This window comes from Pseudomonas sp. D4002 (assembly GCF_013385665.1).
GTDB lineage: Bacteria > Pseudomonadota > Gammaproteobacteria > Pseudomonadales > Pseudomonadaceae > Aquipseudomonas.
The window spans coordinates 133029-155271 of the sequence record NZ_JACAPN010000030.1; the positions used below are offsets into that span (position 1 = coordinate 133029).

Here is a 22243-nt window from a genome sequence, read left to right on the forward strand (position 1 = left end):
GCCAACCTCAGTGCCCAAGCGCAATGGGCGCGGGATGGGCCAGGCCACCCCGGCACTTGAGCACCCGCACTTGCGCCGGGCTCGCCTCAACCGCCAGGCGCAACGCGGCCGGTGACGGGTTGATGGCCTCGTTCAAGGAGCGCCAGGCAAAGGCCAGGGTCTGGCCGGTTTCCGCCGCCACCTGCAAGCGGCGCAAGGCGCGGTCATCGGCCTTGCGCGGCCAGCACAGCACCGCGCCACAGCTGCCGGAACGCAGGCATTGCTCCACTGCCCACAAGGCATCGCGTTCATCGGCCTGGATCACTGACAGCTGGCGCACATCCACCCCGGCGTTTTGCCAGGCGTGGGGGTACGGCGTGTAGGGCGGCGCCACCAGCACGATGCGCTCACCGGCCGCCGCCAACCGTGCCAGGGTCGGCCACACCAGCTGCAACTCGCCCACGCCTTCCTTGGCCATGAGGATTTCGCTCAACGCCGCTTCCGGCCAGCCACCGCTGGGCAGCACCGCATCCAGGGCCGCAAGCCCGGTGGGATGGACGCTGGCCGGCGGCGCGGCGGGCCGGCCTTTCCAGACCCGGCCGCCATTGAACAGCGAGTCCAGTGCAACGACGGCGCCCATCAGCCTTGCCTCACCAGGCCGCAGAACACCCCTTCGATGGCCAGGTCCTGATCGGGCCGCACCACGATGGGTTGATAGGCGGGGTTGCGCGGCAGCAGGCGCACGCGCTCGCCCACGTGTTCGAAACGTTTGATGGTGACTTCACCGTCCAGGCGTGCCACCACGATCTGCCCGTTCAAGGCCTCGGCACTGCGGCGTACGCCCACCAGGTCGCCATCGAGGATGCCATCTTCGATCATCGAATCGCCCTGCACCCGCAGCAGGTAATCCGGGGTTTTCGCGAACATGCCCGGGTCGAGCAATAGACGGTTGTGCACTTCGGCATCGGCGCCAATGGGCAAACCGGCGGCCACCCGGCCGAGCACCGGAATATCCAGCAGCTCCGGCCGCGCCGGTTGATTGAGCAGGCGGATGCCGCGCGCCTGGTTGGGGTTGACCTCGATAAAGCCGCCCTCGGTCAGCGCCAGCACATGCTTGCGCGCCACGCTGCGGGAGGCAAAGCCGAACGCCTCGGCGATCTCGGCGAGGCTGGGGGACTGGCCTTGCTGCGCGATACGGTCGCGGATAAAGGTCAGGATGGCGGTACGGCGGGGCGTTAGATTCTTCATGGAGTACATTTGTACTCCTGTGGGAATTTTCTGGCAATATCCGTCAGTCGCTTCCCTGGCAACCGCCGGAAAAGTACCCGCCAAGTTGACGAACGGTCTTTCGAATGTTCAGATGCCGGCCTGTTTCAGGTGCCTCATGCCGCCGTGCATGGGGTGAAACGGGAAACCGGTGCCGCTCTTTTCGAGCCAGTCCGGTGCTGCCCCCGCAACGGTAGACGCGTGACCCCTTCGACACACCACTGTGGCCTGCGCGCCATGGGAAGGTGAAGGTGTCCATACGCGTGAGCCCGGAGACCGGCCTGGAATTCTGTTTGGCAAAATCCTGCGGTGGGCGGGCATGGGCCGGTATTGGCGTGTGCTCGGTGCCTACTCGTGCGTGCTTTTCGCGAAAGATACTTTTCCGAGAAGACTATGATTCGACCTTACAATACGTCCGTGCCCAGCCTGCTGCTCGGCTGCCTGTTCAGCCCCCTGCTGCTGGCCGACGACCCTCCCCTTGAGCTCAAGCAGCAGATCATTTCCGCACCGTCGGTGGAATCCACTACCGTGGCCGACATGGCCCAGTACGGCAGCAAGGTCGAGATCGTCACCCGCGAACAGATCGAACGCGCCGGCCCCGCCGCCGATGTGTCGCGCGTGATGCAGATGTTCATCCCCGGCCTGTACGTGGCCCCCAAGAACGGTCCGTTCGACTACGGCACCTATTCCCTGCTGGGCGGGCGCAACGATGACACGTTGATCCTGCTGGACGGCGTGCGCCTGAACAACCGCCTGTACGGCGGCCTGTACCTGGACACCCTGCCCGCCAACGCCATCGAGCGCATCGAAGTGCTCAAGGGTGGCCAGAGCCTGCTGTTCGGCACCCAGGCGGTGTCGGGGGTGATCAACATCGTTACCCGCAGCCCGCAAACCCGCGAGGCGTCCGGCGAGGTGAACCTGGGCGCAGACACCTTCGGCGGCACCACCGGCGACGCCCGGGTCGAGAAGATTTTCAATAACGGATTTGGCGACCTCGGCTTGCTGGCCTACGTCAGCCGCAACGCCTCCGAGGGCTACCAGCCGTTTCGCAACCGCGACATGAAAAACGTCAGCGACAAGAAACGCTCCTACGAAGTCACCACCTTCGGCACCAAGGCGATCCAGTCGTTTGGCGATGACACGCGCCTTGAGCTGTTTTACCAGTACGCCGACGCCAACCTCGATTTCGCCCGCCCGGTGGACAACCACAAGACCACCAACGACCGCGTGCAACAGATCGCCACGGCCACCTTCGAGCAAACCCTCAACGAGCGCCTGAGCTACTTCGTCAAAGGCCATATCAACGATTGGGACACGCGCTATACCCGCATCAACAATATCGAAGGCGGCGGCACCCGGGTCATCAACCACAACGACTACTGGGGCTTCACCGACTGGGGCGTGCAGGCCGAAGGCAAGGCCGTGCTGCCCGGCGAGCACGTGCTGGTATTCGGGTCCGATAACCAGTGGTTCAAGGGCCAGGACGATGTATTGATCATCGACGACAACAAGGCCCAGGCCCACGCGCTGTACACCCAACTGCGCCCGACTATCGAAGCCCTGCCGAACTGGCACCCGAGCATCGGCGTACGCCACGAAGCCATGAGCGGCGGCGACAGCGCCACCGTCGGCATGCTCACTTCGCTCTACGACCTCAACGACAACTGGGCCCTGCGCGGCCAATACGGCACTGCCTACAAACTGCCGAATGCCGAGCAACTGTTCGTCAACGAAGACGATGAAAAAGGCAACCGCAACCTCAAGCCGGAGAAGAGCCGCAACGCCGAACTGGGCGTCGACTACAAGGGCAGCCTGCTGGCCCGGGACTTCAGCGCCAGCGTCACGCTGTTCAAACGCAAGATCACCGACCTGATCACCCTGGACGATATCCAGTGGGTCAACGGCCAGGGGCAGATCCAGATGCGTGGTTTCGAGGCCGACGCCAAGCTGCAGCTCAATGAACAATGGAGCGTGCAGGCCGACATGACCCGCAACCTCACCGAGTCCCGTGCGGGTGTCACCATCAACGATATCCCGGGCTTCTTCGCCCGCTCGCGGGTCGGCTATGAATCGGCGGACCGCCTGTGGGGCGCCGGCACCTCCGTGCGTTACATCGGCGATATCGTCAGCTCGAAAAAGGTCGAATACGGCAACTACACCGTGGTGGATGCCGACGCCTATCGCTACCTCGACAACGCCCACCAACACCGCGTGAGCCTGCTGGTAGAGAACCTGTTCGACCGCGACTACGTCACCAGCCGCGCCAGCAACGTCGACAACCTCGGGCGGCCGTTCACCTCCGAAGTACGCTACACGTATCGCTTCTGATGAGTACGCCCGTGGAAACTCATCCGGACTGGTCCCACGTGCCTGACCACGCCCGTCACGTGTTCCTGTGCACTGGCCCACGCTGTACGCAGCGTGGCGCGCTGCAACTGTGGAAAACCCTGCGCCGCCACCTGCTGCAACACGACTGCATCGAAAAGCCTGGCGGCGTGCTGCTGACACGCACCCACTGCCAGTTCCCGTGCAACCTGGGGCCAATCGTGACGGTGTACCCGGACACGTGCTGGTACGGCGTGCACAGCAACGCAGACGTGCAACGGCTGGTGGAAGTGCATCTGGTGGGCGGCGAAGTCGTTGAGGATCTGCTGATCAAGGAGCGCCCATGAAGGCCTCGTGGCTGCTGCTGGGCGCCCTGCTCTGCGCGCCATCGGTATTGGCCGACAGCTATCGCAACTGCAACCAGGATTGGACCGCCGCCCACTCACCGCCTTCGCGCATCGTGGCCCTCAACCAGCATGCCGCAGACCTGCTGTTGACGCTGGATGTCGGCCCGGCCTTGGTGGGCGTGGCGTATCTGGATGACAACGGTGTGGCCCACCGACACGGCGAGTATTTCGGCGTGCCGGTGATTGCGCCCAAGTACCCGTCCAGCGAAGTGCTCTATGCGCAGAAACCGGATCTGGTGGTCGGTGGTTTCGCCAGCGCATTTGGCACTGGCGTCACCTCACGCACCGGCCTGGCCGGCAACGGAGTGGCGTCGTACTTGCTGGAGTCGGCGTGCGACGGGCATTCGCTGGATTACTTCGGGCATATCCGCAACGACCTGTTCACCCTTGGCGCCCTGGTGCATAAACAGCCACGGGCGCGGGCGTTGAGCGATGCCATGGACGCCGACCTGGCCAGTGCCCAGGCGCTGGCTAGTGAGGGTAAACCGCTGTCGGTGTTTTACCTGGACAGTGAGGTCAACGGGTTGGACAGCGAGGGTCGGCGTGGTTTTGTCACCACGTTGGTGGCGGCTGCTGGTGCGCGCAATTTATTTGCCGGGATCAACCAATACCGCGTCACCGTGAGCAGCGAAACCCTGCTGATGAGTGACCCGGATGTGATCTTACTGGCAGATGCGCTGTGGTCACCGGCCAGCCGCAAACGTCAGTTGCTGACCACCGACCCGGTGCTGTCGCGTTTGCGGGCGGTGCGGGAGAATCGGATGATCGATATTCCGTTTACCCATTTGGTGCCTACCGCCAATAGCGGCCGAGTCGTGTTGGAGTTGGCGAGGCAATTCAAACAACTGGCTGAATAATTCACGAGCGAAGCGCCTGACCAATTTACTCAGTCCATGCCACCGACCAAAGTTGTGAAACGCTGTAGGTTTCCAATGCTGAGCGCATCGTACTTTTGATCTCCTCCAGCTCCTGGCCTGACAGATCAGGGTGATAGAGCTCGCACTTGGTGGCCGAGATATCACTCATCCCGGCTTCAGTGACTACCGGCTCGACCGCGCTACCATCCACCGGGAAAAGCCGGGGCCCCAAGACGAAAAAAAGGGGCGATCAATGATCGCCCCAAATACAACGAGAGGTCCTTTTCTAAAACTACAAGCTGATCTGCTGGCGCTCCTCATCCGTCAACCGCGCCCGCGCCTGGTCACTCAACGGTCCGGCGCCGAGCACCTGCACCGGGCTGTTGGGGTTGTAGCCCGAGGTCTTCTGCCCGTCCTCCGGCTTGCGCTCAACTGGCTCGCTGCCAAAGCTCAACACTTCCACCGTGACAATCGACGCCCGGCCCTGTTTGGCCGCCGCCTGCTGGCTGCGCGCGGCATCTTCCGCCGCCTGGGACGCCGCCGCACCGGCTGCGCTCGCCGAGGTCATGGCCCCGGTGTTTACCGCCGCCGACACCGGCACCCCGGACGACTTGCCCTGGGTCTGGATGTTGGCGGCATTAACGACGCGCAACGCGGCAATGTTGATGTTGCCCGAGACCCGAATCCCCGCTTCACCCGCATCGATGGTGCCCAGCGGGGCGATCAGGTCGATGTCTCCGGCCGGCACTTCGGGAATCGGGTTCAAGGTGGCAATCCCCGCCCCAGTGCTCGGCACCGCCGGCGACAGGGTCACGTTGCCCCAGTTGTCGTAGACACGCTTGGGCGGCGTGTACACCACGGTGGTCTTGGATCCGCGACCGGCGTTGATGTCGCCCTCGCCGGACCAGCCCATGATCGAGCCGCCGAAGGTGGTCATGATGCGGCTCTGGCCCAGCAGGATGCTGCCCATGGAATACAGCTGGATATCGCCGGCGCCCTGGGTGATCACACCGGCGGTGGACGGCGGTGCCGCGCCTTCGATGCCGAAGGTCTGCCCACCGCCCGGGGTGAGCATCTGGATCGAGCCACCGAAATTGGTGTGTACACCGGAGCCGCCGAACAACGTGATATCGCCCTTGTAGGTGATCGGGTTGCCGGCCACGTCCTTGTCCGGGAACAGCGCGGCAATCGCTGCACGCCCCCGTACATAGCTGCCCTGGCGCACACCGCCCACCGCGTTGTACTCACGGCCGGCGGCCTTGAGTTCGGCGAAGTACACATCACGGGCGAACACCCGTTGCTGTTCAGCGGGCAGTGCGGCGTAAACCGCGCGGGCCTGCTCGCGGGTGCCGACGAAACCGAAGCGCTCGGCGAGCCAGGTGACCAGTTCGTTCTCATAGGTCTTGGCGACCTTGCCGCCCTGGATCGACAGGGCTTCGCCTGGCTGGACGAGGTTGGCCGGGTCCAGGTAGGCCTCGACAAAGCGCCGGTAATCCGGGCCGTTGGGGCCGACGCCAGCTTGCATGACGATGCCTGCGCCAGGGCGGTTGTCGCCCGCGACCACCGGGCCCAGGCTGGTGATGCTGACTTCGCCGCCCTTCGCCGGGTCACGCCCGGACATCAGGATATTGCCGCCCGCCGTCACTTCCAGCAGGCCAGGACCGGCAACCTGGAAGTTGCTGTACAGAATGTCGCGCCCGGCGGAGACGATGGAGATGTCAGTGGGGTTGTTGTGGATGAACAGGTTGCCGGTCGACTGCTCGCTGACCGCACCGGGGGCCGTATTAAAACGGCTGCCACTGCTGACAATGTCTCGCCCCGCCATCATCCAAACCGGCCCGTTGCCCTCGTACCAGGTCTGCCCCGAATGCAAAAACGTGGGGGAAGAATTGAACGTCAGGGTCCGGCCGCTGCTGACCCCCACCAGATCGCCGGTCAAGGCATAGAACCGCGCCGGTTCCGTTGGCGCGTAAGCGGCTGCCGACGCCGTGGCGGAGCCAAAGGCAAACAAAGGACGCGGAATGGAACCCGACGAGCTACCGTTCTCCGACAGATTGTTGCCATCGGCAACCACCTGACCATCAATGGTCCCGACGAACGCCGGCCGCCAAGGTGTGGCCATGATGCTGGGGTCGGCCCCGGAAGGCGTGACAAACATACCGCCCGCATAAATCGAGTCATGGGCCAGGAATTGCAACTGGCTGCTGGCACCGGGGGCGAGCACCAAGGCATTTATCGGACTCGTATCGGCTTGGTACCCCAGGACGGCGTTACCGTAATAAATACTGCCGCCAGCCGCCGTCGCTCGAACGATCGATGGGTAGACGGTTGCCAGGTCGGACGCTGCGGCGGAGACAGATGGCGTCAAGTTGCCCCCCGCTGAAAACAGGTCGATTGCCGTGTGACCGGTCCACAACGAGAACCAACTTTCGCCGGTCCCACTCGTCCCGCCACGGGTAAACGATGAGTTGTTCAGCAGGACGACACGGCCCGGGTCAATCACTTGCTGCAGCACCAGGTCACCCAATGTCGTCAGGTTGAATGTGGCATCCCCCGGCACCAGGGTGATACCCCCCACTGCCCGACCACGGGTCGCCTGGAACGGATCGAATGCGCGGGTTTCGCCCGGGCTCTGCTCAGAGCTGTTGCTGCCGTAGGTCAGGTCGATCCGGCCCGTGGTCGCACTTTGCAGTTGGACATTGCCCCGGATATTCACCAACTGGCCGTTCTGATCGTTTACATCAACCACGCTGCCAGGGTTCAGGGCGCCACCGATACGCACCCGCAGATCACCACCGCCCGTCAACTGCAGGCTGCCATCACCGGCAACCCGCCCGGTACTGCCGACCGCCAGCACCAGCCCCTGGCTGCGCGGGTTGGCAGAGGCCGACATTGGGTTGCCGTCCATGCGCCGAAGCACACCGGCATCCCCGCCTACCTGTACATCCACGTCACCGCCGCCGAGGGTGCCGAAACCGGTAAACCCGACGAACGCATCAGCCTTGGAGGCGTTGGCGGTATAGCTCCCGAAATTGATCCACCAGGCCGTCGGCTGCGCCTGCCCGCCGGTGTTCACCGTGCCGCTGCCCTGGCGCCACAGCCAGTTGGCCACATCGGCGGAGTCGATGCCGTTATCCAGGGGGTTGGGCCGACTTGGGTTGAAGACGCCTCCCAGGATATTCCCCGTCAGGTTGCCCCCCACGTTCACGCTCAAATTCCCCCCTGCCTCCGGGTACCAGGCACGGTACAGGCTGTCAGATGAGCCGTTGACGAACTGTTCAAAATAACTGTTGGTATCGTTCAGCACCGTCTTCGCGCTGTTCAGCGCCTTGGGCTGGCTGTAGGGGTCACTGGCACCGGTTGCAGTGGACGATGTACCGGCGGTGTAGACCCCGTACAGGGAGTCCATGCTCAAGTCGCCGGCGCTGAGCAGTTCGAGGTCGCCCGTACCGGTGCGAATCACACTGAAACGGCTGCTGGAGGGGGTCGCCGCATACTCTTTGCCGCTTTGGGCCTGGCAGTAGGCGGGCGAGCTTGCACAGAACTCATCGATGGACGGGATACCGAACTGGTCCAGGATGCTTTGCTCGATCGGCGTTCCGACGGTGACGATAATCCCGTTGTCCGCCAGGTCCTTGGCGCCGAATTCGGTCCAGACATAGCCAACTTTCACGGCGCAGTACGCCGGATTGCCCCCACAGAAATCATCAATCGAACCCAGGCCGAAATCATCGAGGATCTTTTGGTCGATCGGGTCGCCTTCCTTGACCACCACCCCATTGGCCGCAAAGTCCTCCACCGCGAAGGCGGTCCAGGTCAACTTGCCCTTGGCGGGCATCTCCTTGGCAAACATGCCGTAGTGGCTGTCAGCCAAACGCAGGTCGCCGCTGCGCGGATGGGCTTGCAGGATGCGGCTGTCGGCCGCCTCGGTGTCAGCACCTGCAACCAACCGCAGCGACCAGGATTGCGAACCTTCGGCCAGCATCGGCGAGAGGGCCCACAGCTTGCCCTGGCGCCCCGCCACTTCCGGGCGCAACGCCACCGACTCAGCCCCGCCCGGCAACTTGACGTTGGTGCCGGAAGGAATCAACGCGCCGCGCGGCAGCGGTATGTCGCCATTGAGGGTCACGTAGTTTTGCGTCGGGTTAAGCGCCTCGTAGTTCGTCGGCAACGGCACCCCTTTGGGCCAGGTCAGCGCCCCGAGCCGGGTGTCCTGGGTCAGCAGGCTGCCGGCGTCCAGCTGTGAGCCGGCCGCCAGGGTGTGTGCCTGGCTCAATAACGTGCCTGCGGCAAACAGCACATTGCCCGCGCTGTCGAACACCGCTGCGGCCAATACCGTACCGGCAGGCAGCGTCAGGTCCTGGTTCAGCGTCGCCCGGGTCGGCAAGCGCGTACCGGCGGCCACGCCCACGGCCTTGATCGGCAGGTCGTAGTTGAGCACGGTGCCCGCCGGGAAGGTCGTGCCGTCCGCCAGGGTGATGCCGTTACCCGGCACGATGATCGTGCCGCCGGTAAAGTCGATGCCCGGCAACAACACCCAGCCCTTGTCATCGACGGTCTGCGGTGGCGGCGCAAAACCGTCGTTGATGCTGCCGTAAATATTCAGGTCGCCACCGGCGCGCAGGGTCAGGCTGCCCGACTCACCGGAGCCATACACCGAGGTTTTCTGGCTGTTGGGGTTGAGGCTGGCGTAACGGTAGCCGGACAGGTCCAGATCGCCCTGCACCACCAGGTCACCGTCCGCGGTCTTGCTGACGATTTCCACGCCCGGGCGCAGGTGGAAGGCATCGGCGTAGGTTGCATTGTTAAGCCCGGCGAGCTTGTTTTGCAGCAGGTTCTGGTTGAGCAATGCACCGTTGATAAAGGCCGTGCTCAGCACATGCTTGCCATCCAGGTAGGCCTGGTCGATCTGTTGGTAAGGCCGCCCGCTGGCCGTCGGATCGGTGACCAGTGGCGCATCGTCGTAACTGATCATGCCGTTGAGGGTGATCGAGCGCGCGCCCTGGATCGTCAGGCGGCCATGGGCATCGATGTTGATGTCGTTGCTGGTGCCATCGACGTTGATCAGCCGTGGTGCATTCAGTTCCAGGGTGCCGCGGTTGCGCCCGTCATTGCCCTGGACCGCCTCGGTGCCGTGGCGCAGGTCGATGCGTGCGCCATCGGCCAGGGTCAGTTGACCGGTGCCGGAGCCGAGCACCACCATGGCCCGGTTGGGCGAGTCGATGATCTTGCCGTAGCTGTCCACCCGCAGCTTGCTGCCATGGGCGTCGAGTACCGCGCCGCCGTCCAGCGTCAGGCCGTGCTTGCCGGCCAGGTTGATGCTGCCGACGCGCTCGCCACTGGCGTCCACCAGGCCGGTGACCCGCAGGCTGCCGTTGTCCACGGAGACGTTGACGGTGCCGGCCTTGAGGCCATTGCCGATGGTCAAGTCGCCCTGCTTGAGTTGGAAGCTGCGTGTGCCGAACACCTGGCCTTGATTCAGGCGCTGGTTGAGGTCGGCGAACTGCTGGTCCAGTGAACCGCTGCTGCCCAGGCGCTGGGCCTGGATTTCCACGGTACCGGCCTCATAAGGCATCGTGGTCCCGCCCGCATCGTAATAGCCACTGCTGCCGGCGAGGATCGTGCCTTGCAGGTCGACGATACCGCCCGCCGCGTCCACCGCAACCGCCCGCAGTTTGCCGGCCTGGTTGTTTTTGGCCGAGAGGTCGATGGTCGAGCCGGCAGCCTGCAGTATGTTGCCGCTGCGGCTGTCCAGCAGCACCGTGCCGCCCGCGCCGTACTGGGTCACATCGTTGAACACAGTGGCGCCACCGGCCACGTCGATCAACGCCGCATCCGTCAGCACCACATCACCCCGGGCGCCCAGGCTGACTTTGCCGCTGGGCAGCACTACCGCCGTGGCCAGGCGAATGCTGTCGCCTTGCAGGGACAGTTCGGCGCCCTGGCCGTCGGCCTTGCCACGCGCCCCCGCGGACGCTGCAATATCAATCGCCCCTCCTGCGGTGATGCGGTTCACCGAACCGGCTTCGCCGGTCATCAGTGGGGTGAGGATATTCAGGTCGCCGCCGCTGTACTGGAAGCCCTTCACCGGGTCATAGGCGCCCTGGCTCTGATACACCGAGAGGCTGCCCTTGTGGTTGGCGGTAATGCGCTCGCTGGCATTGAGGTTCACGCTGGCAAAGCCCAAAGCCAGGCGATCGAAACTGCTCACGGTGTTGGTCTGGGCAAAGGCGCCGTAGCCGAACTCAATACGCTCGGCGTTGATATCCAGGCGCCCGCTGCCAGTACCCGCCCCGCCGGCGATCACCGAGCCCGGTGGGGTGGTCGCGCCCTGCCAGATCAGGTTGGCGGTATGAATGTTGGCCACGTCGCCAGCGGCACCGGCACCGTAGATCGCCGGAGTGGAGAGCATCAGGTTGCTCAGCCGCGACTTACCCGTCAGTGGGTCATAGGTGTCCAGGGAGGTACTGCCGTAGAAGTTGAAACTGTCCCGCGCCGAGAGCTGCAGGGTTTCCAGCGCCGGCGCACCGAACTGTGAATCACCTTTGAGCAGGCGATCAAGAAGCGCCTGGGTGAGTGTCAGGCCAGCCGGCAACTGATTGGCCGCAGCGGCCGCGGCCAGGGTTTGGGCGCTGCCGAGGTTAATGGTGTTGACCCCCAGGTTGAGGTGACGGGTGCCGTAGCGCACCTGGTCGCCCAACTGGAAGGTATTGTTGGTCAACGCCACGATGCTGCCTTCGGAGTACAGCCCGGTTTGCCCGCTGCACAGGCCCGTGTCACACACACCGATGCTGATCCCGCCGCTCGGCACCGTCGTATTGAATGCAATGACATTGAGCAAGCCGTTGGACGCCGCCAGCATATTGGTGACTTTGTAGATAAAACCGTCACGAGCGTCGTAGCTGGCTTTGCCACGGCCGATGGTGTTGATGGATGCGCCCTGCTCCAGGACGATCGCGTTGGTGTCACTCAACAAAAAGACTTCCGGCGCTGCGAGCGTCACACCTTCCCGAAGCGTGACGGTGCTGTTGGCCCGACTCGTACCGCCCGCCAGGACGATGTAATTCCCGGACTGGCCATACGTAACTGCCGTCATCCCCCCCACCATCAAACGCGAGGCTCCCAAGGCGTTGAGGCTCTCATCGTTGAAGGTAATGCCGGAAAAACCGCTGGTTGCGGAACTGCCCGCCGCGACGACTTCAATACCCAGTTTGCCTGGATCAATCACCGCCACCGCGCCGCCATAGCCACCCGCCGCGGCCTCAAAACGGCCTATGCCCTGGAACGAAAACGCATCAGCGCCGCCCCCCGGCCGCAAGGCCAGTTTCAGGGTCTTGGCGTCGACAGCGAGCATCGGGCGTGGCACACCCTGTTTCGCGGCGTCGGCCATGGCGAACTGGGCGTAGCTGGTTTCGTTGTATTGGGAATAGCGACGCAAGGTATCGGCCGAGGTCAGAATCAACTGGCTGGCAACGCTGCTGCCGATCCCGGTGTTGGCGATGGACAAGCGCCCGGCGGTGGACCAGGAGCCATTGCGCATGCGCTGGGTGGCGGCATCACTGCCGAGCCCGGCCAGGCCGTTGATCTCGACGCGGAAAGCGCCGGGCATCAAGGCGTAGGTGGACGGCATCAGGGTATAAGTGCCCGCCGGCAGCCCCGGCACTCCGGCGCCGATGGTGACCTGCTGGCCCACCAACGGATCGACTGCGCCCTTCTCCGGTGCCACCGGCGCCGAGCCAGGCTGCACCCCGGGCACGATGGCGTAAATCGGGTTGGTGCCCAGGCCCGGCAACACAAAACCGCCATTGGCACCAAACTGCACCAGTGGGCTGTAGCGCGCATCCGTAGAGCCTCCGCGCCCGGAAACGAAACCGGCCCCCAGCAATTCGCCGCCGCCCGACAGGTCCAGGGTAGCCTCAGGCTGCACCTGCACCGACTGGCCGCCGAGAATCACCCCGACGCTGAGTTCCGCGTCCTGGTTGACCAGCCCGCCCTGGCCGACAAACGTCACGGTCTTGCCGTTGTACTTATAGACCTGCCCGTCCAGGGTGCCGCCATACGGCAGCACCAGGCCCCTGCCGCTCACCGAGGTCACGCTGCCCGGCAGCAAATGCACCTGGCTGCTGCCCATGCTGCCGATATCGATCAACCCCAGGGGCGCCCGCACCACACCGCCCTGCCGCACCGTCGCGGCGCCCAGTTGCAGGCGCCCGAATGCCGAGTAAGGCACCGCGGCATCCGTGTTGCCGGTACGGCCAATGGTCAGGGTGCGCAGCGGGTCGAACGTGATGTTGAGGCTATTGAATTCGCTCAGGTAGCCGGCAATGACCCGCGCACCGACCTCCGTGGCCGGATACAACTGCGCGGCCCGCAAGGTCATATCGCCCTGGGTCAATAACTGGGTGCTGACCCTCAAGGCCACGCCGTCCGGGTTCGCACCCGCCAGGAAGCGCAGATCGCCCTGGCTGGTCAGGTTGACCTGATCAAAGCCGCGACGCTCAAGGCCGACCAGGCTGTCGTCGGCCTGGCGCAGTTTGCCCTTGCTGCCAAACAACACGCTGCCGCGCACATCGATCAAGCTGCCGCTGGCATTGAACTGCGCCTCGGTGGCGCGCAGCGAGGGTAACGGCAACACCGACACCGGGTTCACGTAGAACTCCCGGGCCGGCGAATCCATGCCGGACAGCAGCAGAGACGGTGCCGACAGATTCACCCGGGCATTGGCTGCCGCGCCCTCACTGAGGTTGAAGGCACCGCTGTACAGGCGCAGGCTCTGGCCCATGTTCAAGGACACATCGCCGTCGAAACTCAACAGGCCGTTGCTCATCAATGCCAGGTTGTCGAAGCCGCCCGCACTGACCTGGTCGACGCCCAGGCGAGCGTGGCCGTATTCCAGGCTGTCGGCCGCGTCGGCGGCGGTGCCGGCGAGCGGGTGGGCCTGATGGGTCTGGCCGAGCACCAGTTCACGCACCTTCAGCACGCGATCCGTGACACTGCTCTTGGTGTAATACGGGCTGTCCAGCGCTACGTTCAGGCTGCCGCCCGCTGCGCCGGCACCGCCGGCCCGGGCTACCAGACTGCCGTCGAGGTACAAGCCATTGTTGGACGCCAGGCTGATGCTGCCGCCATTGCTGGCCACCCGGGTTGCGCCCTGCCCCGGAACATCCAACACCGCTTGCGTGCCCGACGCGTCCAGCCGGGCGCCCTCGCGTACCACCACAAACAGGTCGCTGGCAGTGACCGTGCCGGTGCTCAGGTTGATCTCGCCACCGATACTGATCTTGCCGCCGTCACGGACCAAACCGTATTGGCTCCCGCGATTGTCCACGGCAGTCGCGGCCCGGGCGGCGACATCGATCAGTGCGTTTTCACCCAGCCAGATGGAGCGGCCGTGGCCAACCGCGTTGGCCGGCTCGAACGCACGCGTGGTCAGGCCGTTCAGGTTGACGCTGCCACCCCAGGCATTGAGCGTGCCGTCGACCGTCAGTTGGCCGATGCTGCGCAGGTTGATCGACTGGCCCGGGTCGACGCTGATCACCGCGCCCTTGCCGACCACCAGCGCGGTTGTCGGCAGTTGCTCGGCAGGCGACTCCAGGTGGCCGGCGGAAAGGGTCAGGCTGGCGCCACGGCGTTGGCCGAGTACGCCCTTGCTCGCGTCTTCCTGGTAAAGCGGCGGGGTCCAGCGCTCCATCACGCTGGCCGCAGCGCCGCCGCCCGGCGTCGTGGCGGCCTGCTCCGAGAGCCGGTAGGCCGGCACGTTCACATCCACCTGAGTACCATCGGCGACCAGCAGTCCTTCGTTGCCGGTGATGTCATAGGCCGAAAAACCCTTGTTGAAAAAATCCCCGGCCAACTGCAAGGTCTTGGCATCCGGCGCCTGCGGGCTCTGGCCGATCTGCACCTTGTTGGCCTGCAAGGTCAGGGTGCCGCCTGCGCTGACGCCATAGCCGCGAATCTCGGCGCCCAGGCCCAAAGCCCCCAGTGCGCCCACGGTCACGTCGCCGCCCTTGCCGCCCCGGACTTTGCCATCCAGGCCGATGGTTGCCCCGGACGACGTTTCCACCAGGCTGCCCGCCGCGAGCTTCACGTCGCCGGAGTTGCGCAACGACACCTTGCCACCGTTGATATACGCCACCCCGTCAGTGGCCGAAGGGTCCAGCGCCAGATTATTCCAGCGCCCGGAACTGTCCAGCTTGACTCCGGCGGCCACATCGAGCCGGCCGATGCCCGGCAGAATCACATCGCCAACGACATTGGAGCGATTGAGGTCGACCTGGTTCAGCAGGTTGCCCGCGTTGATGCTGCCGCCGTGGGCCGTGAGGTTGGCATTGACTGAAACCACGGGGCCGAACAGGGTGATGTCGCCGCCGTCAGCCACCTTGAGTGCGCCATTGACGTCAATCTGCTGCTTTGCGCCGACCTTGATCGCGCCCAACCGGTAGCCATTGAGCTGGTCACTGTCGAGCACCAGTTTGCCCTGGCGTTCGGTCGGCAGCGCAGTGGCCAGGTCCAGGCCGTCGGCGATTTTTTGCGTGCTGCTCTCGATCAGCACCTGGTCGATGGTCGGGGTCAAGGCGTAGCGCAAGGTGCCGGTGGCCTTGTTGTACACCGGCGTGTACTGGCCAATGATCAACTGCGCCCGCTGGGCCATGGCCTGCTGTGACTGCTGATAACCATCAAGGTTGATATTCGGTGCCTGGGTCTGGCGATCGCCCTGGAATACATCGCTGATCAACTGGCCTTCCAGCACCGCGTTGGTGGTGCCCACCACCAGCTTGCCGGCGTCGCGGCCCACGGTGTAGCCCGCCTCGTAGCGGCTTTGCTGGGCCACCAGCGGGTTGTAGTAGAAATCGCTGCGGCCCCAGCGGACGCTGGTGTCTTCAAAGCCCTTGTAGATCCCCGCGTAGAGAATGTCCCCGGGGGCTTTCGACAGCTCATAGAGCTGGCCGTCAGGCCCCTTGAGCCAGGTCTGGCGGATGTAGCCGGCCTGCACATCGACGGTGCCGCCCGACAGATTGACCTGGGCCCCCTGCTGGGTCACCACGTCCTTGCCGGTGAACGTCACAGTGCCGCCCTGGGCCATCCACTCGCCTACCGAGTGGCCCTGGGTGCCCAGGTAACCGCCGACTTCCAGCAGCCCGCCGGCGGTGTACCAGCGGTCCGTCGCATAGCCGTTGGTGCCGGCCGGGACGAACACCAGGTCCCGCAGGTCGACCCACACGTCATTGTTGATCAATTGCCCGCCGTCACGGTTGGCGGGCGCGTCGCGCTGTTCGTTGCCCTGCACGTTGATCTTGATGTTGTTGGCTTCCATCGCCACCTTGACGCCAATCGCGCCGGACACGTCGATCATCGCGCCGTCACGCACCAGGCTGCGCTGGCCGGCACTGACCGCCACCTGGCCGCCGGTGGCCAGGGTGATCGAGCCTTTGCGCAAATCCACAGTGCCGCCGCTGACGATCTCGATCCGCGACTGGTCAGTGCGGTCGGCCACCGCGCTGAGGTTGTTGAACTGGCCGGTGATCAGGTTGGCAGGCAAGCCGTCGAGCTTGATCAGGCCGTTGTCCTTCTGGCTGTTGAGGGCGGTGCTGCCGCTGGCGTCCAGCAGGATCGCCGTGGTGCTGCCCTCGCTTAGGGTCACGCTGCCGGTGGCATCGCTGGCGGCGTTGAGCAAGTGAATCGTGCCGCGGGTATCCACCGAGGTGCTGGCCAGGGCCACGCCGTTCTGCTGCACCTGGTGCCCGGTGAGGGTGATGTCGCCGGTCGACGCCATGATCAGGCCGCTGTTGCTGACCTTGCCCGACGTGCTGCCGGCCTTGAGGCTGGTGGCCACTTCATTGCCACGGGTGGTGGAGCGGTCGTTGCCGGTGGTGCCGACGCCCTTGCGGATATAAAAACTGTCGCCGGCGGCCAGGGTGGCCTGGCCCCTGGCGGTGATGATGCTGCCGGCGTTCTCGACCTCCGAGCCGAGCAGCAAGGCATAGCCACCGGCGTCGGTAGAGGTGGCCGGGTTGTGAGTCTGGATCAACGCGCCGCGCTGCACCTCGACCTTGCCCGCCGCGTCGGTGAAAGTCGGCTGGGTGCCGTTGGCATCCACATAGATCCCGCGTTGGGTGAATTGGTCATCGGTGATGGTGGCGGCGGCCGCCACCAGGTTGCGCACATTGACCTGGCTGCTGCCGCTGAAGATCACCCCGTTGCGGTTCATGATCATCACTGTGCCAGGGGCGTTGATCTGGCCCTGGATTTCGCTGGGGCGCGCGTTGGGGTCGTTGACACGGTTGAGCACGGCCCAATTCGATTGCTGCTGGAAATCGACCGTGGTGTTGCGTCCGACGTTGAAGGTTTCCCAGTTGAGGATCGCCTTGTCGGCGGTCTGCTCGATGGTCACCGTGGTCTTGCCACCGGACTGGCTCTGGGTCGGGCCCTTGGCGTTGGTCCAGCCCTGGGTCAGGCTGTTGTCCACCTGCAAGCCGCCCTTGCCGAGGCCGTCGGGAATCGTTGAGACCTGGCCGAGCGCCGCTTGCCGGCCAGCGGCCTGGGCGGCCTGCTGGGCCGCAATCGCCGCGACACTGTTGTTGAGCGTGCTGATGGAACGTGACAACTGCTGGTTCGCCCGCGCCTGCTGATTCAACGACGGAATCCCCGGCACCTGCGCCCCGTTGAGGCGGGCCGCTGTCGCCGCCTGGGAGGCACCCTTGTCGGCAAACCAGCCGGAGCTGAACGCTGTCGCCGCGTGGGCGCTGCCTGCCACCATGAACAAGGCAATCGCCTGGGCCAGGGGTTTGAGGCGCAGGATCGTCTGGCCGCCAGGGCCTTGGGCATTCAGGTTGACCGGTGGTTTGCAGCGGACCATCAGGAAGCTTCCTTCTTTGTTATTGCCCATGGGGAACTGGCGAAGTGCGTCACGTATGGGAGTTAGGCGGTTGGCGAGGGGCGGGACTGAACTTCTGTCATGGAAAGTTCATGTAAGGCTGATAGCCGAGCCGCAAACGCAAAAATCAGCAACGGCACAGGCCGTTGCTGATCGGGTGTTGCCGATCGGTAAAAGCGTGGGTTACAGCGGACGACCGATGGCGTTGCAGACATCAGACTTGCCGATGCTCAGCGCGCTGGTTGCGGTAACGAAGTTGCTGGTGATCGCGGCTTTCCAGGCAGCTGGCAGTGGCACGAAGCGGTTGGCCTTGATCGCGTTGTCGTTGCTGTTCAAGGCGCTGGCACCGAAGTGACGGGTGAAGAACGCACGCACTTGCGAGGTCTGGGTGGCGTCGGCGTAGCACTGGCTGAAGATCAGGTTGGTGAAGCCCAGGATCGGATAACCGCTGCTTGGGTAAGGCACGACGCTTGGGTCGTTGGCATCGGCGGCGGCAGCAAACACCGGTACCCAGGCGTTCTGGTTGGCGACGTTGGCAGCAGCCGGTACGGGCACAGCAGCGATGGCGGCGGAAACGTTATCAGGGGCTGGAGAAACACCGGCGACCTTGGCCACTTTGGTGGCGTCATCCAGGCCAGCCAAGGTAGGCGCGGCATAGTCCGGGCTCATGTAGGTGATGCGACCATCACCGGCGTTCAGCGCGGTCATCACGCCTTGGCTGGTCACGGCAGGCACGGCGCCTGGTGGCACGCCGAAGCTGTCCGCGAAGTTGGTGGTGACCACAAATTTCTTGGACTCATTGACGCACTTGGCCGCCAGGAAACGGGTGAACAGCTCGGTGGTGCCACTGGCTTCGTTACGGTAAACCACCACGATATTACCGGTGCGACCGGTAGCCGGGAGTTGGTTCCAGGTGGTGATGCGGCCCGAGAACACGCCGCACAGTTGATCAACGCTCAGGTCAACTGCGTTGGTACCGGCCTTGTTGAATGGAATGGCAACCGAAGTGGCGACCGAAGGCACTTGAATCAGCTTGCCCCAGGTCGCTTGTTTGGTGGAGGCGTAGGTGGACAGTTCAGTCGAGGTCAGCTTCGAGTCGCTGCCCGCCCAGTGAACGTTCTTGGTGCCGGTGCCGAACTGGCTGTAGTCGTTGTTCAGGAACGCCAGTTTGCCCTTGCCGCTGCCCACGCCGATGTACGGGGCGAAACCGGCGGTCAATACGCCGGAGGTCTGGTACAGCGGTTGTGGCAGGGTGGCGCCGCCGCCGTTGATGTCTGCCATGGCAGCCTGGGCCGAGCACAGTGCAGCGAGGGTCATGGATACCGCGAGAACGTTGCGCTTAAACATGAAGAAGCTCCTTTCGTCGTGTTTGTACGTTGGGGTAGATGACGCTATGGCTTCGGTCCCGGGCTGTGTTCCGGGGGGTACCCAGGGGTGAGGCCATGGGTATGAAATTTCGCAGCATCCGATGACAGCTAAAGGAAAAAACCTCGGGAGGAACGGCTTGATTTTTAAAAAGATTCTCGGGTGTTTTGGTCACACTTTTGAGCGGTTTGGGGGTGAGGTGACAGCGAGGTTTCAGCGCGGATTTCGAGGACCGGGCTGGAGGCGTTACGGGCCGTGTGGTGGGGTTGGGCAGATGACAGAATGAGGAACCCGAGGTTGGGACCCGCGTGTCGGGCGCGCGAAAATAGTCTTGAAGAAACGCGATTCAAATGTGGGAGCGGGCTTGCTCGCGAAAGCGGTGGATCAGGCGCGACATGTGTTGATTGACACACCGCTTTCGCGAGCAAGCCCGCTCCCACATTTTTGATCGTGTTTCGTCAGCAGTCAGGTCACCAGTTGATTGATTTCGATGATCGGCAGCAGCACGGCCATGACGATGACCAGCACAACGGCGCCCATCACCACGATCATCAAGGGTTCAAGCAACGCCGTCATGCCCATCGCCCGACGCTCGATATCCCGCGACAGGGTTTGCGCCGCGCGTTCGAGCATCGGCGGCAGCGAGCCGGTTTTTTCGCCGCTGGCGATCAGGTGGATCAGCACGGGCGGAAAGACCTTTTCCACCGCCAGCGCAGGAGCCAGGTTGACGCCCTCGCGCACCTTGGCCGTCGCGTCGCTGACACACTGGCTCAGGCGGTCGTTGGACAAGGTCTGGCGCGCCGCTTCCAGGGCGCGCAACAACGGCACGCCCGCCCCGCCGAGAATCGCCAGGGTCGAGGCAAACCGCGCGGTGTTGAGGCCCAGTACAAAACGCCCGATCAACGGCAGGCGCAACACCCGGCTGTGCCAGCTCAACCGTGCCACGGGGTTGCGCAGGTACAGGCGCCAGCTCCAGAAACCACCCACGATCCCGGCAAAACACAGCCAGCCCCAGGCGCGGATGAAGTCACTCGCATTGAGCATCGCCAACGTCAGCCCCGGCAGGTCCTGGCGAGCCTGGGAAAACGCACTGACCACCTGCGGCACCACGTAGCTGAGCAGGAAAATCACAATGCCGATGGACACCAGCCCCACCACGCCCGGGTAGATAAACGCCGTGAGGATCTTGCCCCGCAGGTTGTTGCGCTCCTCGATGTAGTCGGCGAGGCGCTCCATGACCTGGGCCAGGTCGCCGGACTCCTCCCCCGCCGCGATCAGCGCCCGATAGATCGACGGAAAGTCCCGGGGCCGCGCGGCCAACGCATCGGCCAGGCGCATGCCGCTGCGCACATCGGCGCGCACCGCGCTCAAGGTCTGGGCAATGTGTTTTTTCTCGGCTTGCTCCACCGTGGCGCTCAACGCGGCCTCCAGTGGCAAGCTCGCACCGAGCAGGCTCGCCAGCTGGCGCGTGGCCCAGGCCAGGTCGTTGTCCGAGAGCTTGGCGCTGAACCGGCTGCCACCCCCGGCACGCTCGTTGTTGTTCTCGACCTGCACCCGCAAGGCCGTCAGGCCGCGGCTGCGCAGGTGGGCAAACGCGCCGCTCTGGCTGTCTGCCTCAAGGTGCCCGGACTCCAGCTTGCCGCTGGCGTCGGCGGCTTCGTAGCGGTATCGGTTCATCAGGCGTCCCGTGTTACGCGCAGGATTTCTTCGGGGGCGGTGGCGCCGCTGCGTACCCAGCGATCGCCATCCTCACGCATGCTGAACATGCCGGCCCGGCGTGCGGCGGCTTTCAAGGCCTGCTCGCCGGCGCCCTGGTGGATCAGCCCGCGCAGCTCGTCGTCGATGCAGAACAATTCATGGATACCGGTACGCCCGCTGTAACCGATCTGGTTGCACTGCGCGCACCCGACAGGCCGCCAGGTGCCGGGCGCGGCCGGGTCTTCCTGCTTGCAGTGCGGGCACAGCCGACGCACCAGGCGCTGGGCCAATACGCCGAGCAGTGACGAGGCCAGCAGGAACGGTTCGACGCCCATGTCGATCAAGCGGTTGACCGCCGAGACGGCGTCGTTGGTGTGCAGGGTGGCGAGCACCAGGTGGCCCGTGAGCGAGGCCTGGACGGCAATTTGTGCGGTCTCCAGGTCGCGGATTTCGCCGATCATGATGATGTCCGGATCCTGGCGCAGGATTGCCCGCAGGGCCAGGGCGAAGGTCATGTCGATCTTGGCGTTGACCTGGATCTGGCTGATGCCCGGCAGGTCGTATTCCACCGGGTCTTCGACGGTCAGGATATTGCTGGTGCTCGCATCCAGCCGGGCCAGGGCGGCGTAGAGGCTGGTGGTCTTGCCGCTGCCGGTGGGGCCGGTGACCAGCACGATGCCGTGGGGTTGGCGGATCAGGGTGTCGAGTTTGGCCAGGACGGCGGGGTCCATGCCGAGGGTTTCCAGTTGCAGGCGGCCGGCTTGTTTGTCCAGCAGGCGCATCACTACGCGCTCGCCATGGCCGGTGGGCACGGTGGAGACGCGGATATCGATGGGGCGACCGGCCACGCGCAGGGCGATGCGGCCGTCCTGGGGCAGGCGTTTTTCGGCGATATCGAGTTGGGCCATGATCTTGATGCGTGAGACCAGGGCGCCGTGCAGGGCCTTGCGCGGGGACACCACGTCACGCAGGGTGCCGTCGACGCGGTAGCGCACCACGGAGTGGGTTTCGTAGGGTTCGATGTGGATGTCGCTGGCTTCGTCGCGGGCGGCCTGGGTGAGCAAGGCGTTGATCATGCGGATCACCGGGGCGCCGTCCTGGGTGTCGAGCAGGTCGGTGATTTCGGGGATGTCTTGCATGAGGCGGTCTAGGTCGACTTCGTTTTCGGCGGCGCCCACGACGGCGGCGGCGCTGCCGGTGTCGGCGTAGGCAGTGGCCAGGAGGCCGTCGAGTTCGTCGTCGCGCACCTGGATGAGGTGGGTTTGGCCGAACTGGCGGTGGACTTCGCTGATGGACCAGCCGGGGGTCGAGGGGCAGATGGTCAACGTCGGGCCCTGGGTTCCCGGGTGAAGGAGGATACGTTGGGATTTGGCCCAGGCGTAAGGCAGGAGGCTCATGCTTTTGGGCTTCGTTTGGTTGAGTACATATCCATTCCTTCGGTTACGGCTTCGATTGGTTCCGCTCTTACAGCG

9 protein-coding genes and 1 riboswitch are annotated in these 22243 nt (G+C 64.4%); of the genes, 3 read left to right on the forward strand and 6 right to left on the reverse strand.

What is annotated here, in order from left to right; translation table 11 throughout:
- Positions 1-7: 7 nt before the first annotated feature.
- Both imuA and lexA read right to left on the reverse strand, forming a co-directional pair.
- Positions 8-619: a translesion DNA synthesis-associated protein ImuA gene (gene imuA / locus HX824_RS22075; RefSeq protein ID WP_008432576.1), complete on the reverse strand. Its 612-nt coding sequence runs from the start codon at positions 617-619 to the stop codon at positions 8-10.
- On the reverse strand, positions 619-1236 hold the full coding sequence (lexA, locus tag HX824_RS22080) for a transcriptional repressor LexA (RefSeq protein WP_003210482.1): 618 nt from the start codon (positions 1234-1236) through the stop codon (positions 619-621). Before lexA ends, imuA begins: the two co-directional genes overlap by 1 nt.
- 101 nt (positions 1237-1337) lie before the next feature.
- A riboswitch (cobalamin riboswitch) is annotated at positions 1338-1545 on the forward strand.
- Positions 1546-1638: 93 nt separating this feature from the next.
- Between lexA and HX824_RS22085 the strand changes: the two genes are divergently transcribed.
- From HX824_RS22085 to HX824_RS22095, 3 genes are read left to right on the forward strand one after another with little or no spacing between them, the layout of a single operon-like run.
- Positions 1639-3573, forward strand: a complete 1935-nt coding sequence (locus HX824_RS22085) for a TonB-dependent siderophore receptor (protein ID WP_003210480.1) — start codon at positions 1639-1641, stop codon at positions 3571-3573.
- 11 nt (positions 3574-3584) lie between these two features.
- A complete protein-coding gene (locus HX824_RS22090) occupies positions 3585-3917 on the forward strand; it encodes a ferredoxin (RefSeq protein ID WP_003210478.1) in 333 nt (110 codons plus the stop codon).
- Positions 3914-4834: an ABC transporter substrate-binding protein gene (locus tag HX824_RS22095; protein WP_003210477.1), complete on the forward strand. Its 921-nt coding sequence runs from the start codon at positions 3914-3916 to the stop codon at positions 4832-4834. Before HX824_RS22090 ends, HX824_RS22095 begins: the two co-directional genes overlap by 4 nt.
- 292 nt (positions 4835-5126) lie before the next feature.
- Here the strand turns inward: HX824_RS22095 and HX824_RS22100 are convergent, their stop codons facing one another.
- The 4 genes from HX824_RS22100 to gspE all read right to left on the reverse strand — a co-directional run bounded on the left by HX824_RS22100 (position 5127) and on the right by gspE (position 22168).
- The gene (locus HX824_RS22100; RefSeq protein WP_177055062.1) at positions 5127-17690 is read right to left on the reverse strand and encodes a filamentous hemagglutinin family protein; all 12564 of its coding nucleotides are present in this window, start codon (positions 17688-17690) and stop codon (positions 5127-5129) included.
- Positions 17691-17891: 201 nt separating this feature from the next.
- Positions 17892-19055, reverse strand: a complete 1164-nt coding sequence (locus HX824_RS22105; RefSeq protein ID WP_003210472.1) for a substrate-binding domain-containing protein — start codon at positions 19053-19055, stop codon at positions 17892-17894.
- 483 nt (positions 19056-19538) lie between these two features.
- On the reverse strand, positions 19539-20750 hold the full coding sequence (gene gspF, locus HX824_RS22110; RefSeq protein ID WP_177055063.1) for a type II secretion system inner membrane protein GspF: 1212 nt from the start codon (positions 20748-20750) through the stop codon (positions 19539-19541).
- Positions 20750-22168 (reverse strand): type II secretion system ATPase GspE, encoded by a 1419-nt coding sequence (gspE, locus tag HX824_RS22115; protein ID WP_087694715.1) that lies wholly within the window; start codon positions 22166-22168, stop codon positions 20750-20752. Before gspE ends, gspF begins: the two co-directional genes overlap by 1 nt.
- Positions 22169-22243 lie beyond the last annotated feature (75 nt).

Coding starts and splice junctions, on each gene's coding strand:
- imuA (WP_008432576.1), bottom strand. CDS start 619: ATGGGCGCCGTCGTTGCACTGGACTCGCTGTTCAATGGCGGCCGGGTC.
- lexA (WP_003210482.1), bottom strand. CDS start 1,236: ATGTACTCCATGAAGAATCTAACGCCCCGCCGTACCGCCATCCTGACC.
- HX824_RS22085 (WP_003210480.1), top strand. CDS start 1,639: ATGATTCGACCTTACAATACGTCCGTGCCCAGCCTGCTGCTCGGCTGC.
- HX824_RS22095 (WP_003210477.1), top strand. CDS start 3,914: ATGAAGGCCTCGTGGCTGCTGCTGGGCGCCCTGCTCTGCGCGCCATCG.
- HX824_RS22100 (WP_177055062.1), bottom strand. CDS start 17,690: ATGGTCCGCTGCAAACCACCGGTCAACCTGAATGCCCAAGGCCCTGGC.
- HX824_RS22105 (WP_003210472.1), bottom strand. CDS start 19,055: ATGTTTAAGCGCAACGTTCTCGCGGTATCCATGACCCTCGCTGCACTG.
- gspF (WP_177055063.1), bottom strand. CDS start 20,750: ATGAACCGATACCGCTACGAAGCCGCCGACGCCAGCGGCAAGCTGGAG.
- gspE (WP_087694715.1), bottom strand. CDS start 22,168: ATGAGCCTCCTGCCTTACGCCTGGGCCAAATCCCAACGTATCCTCCTT.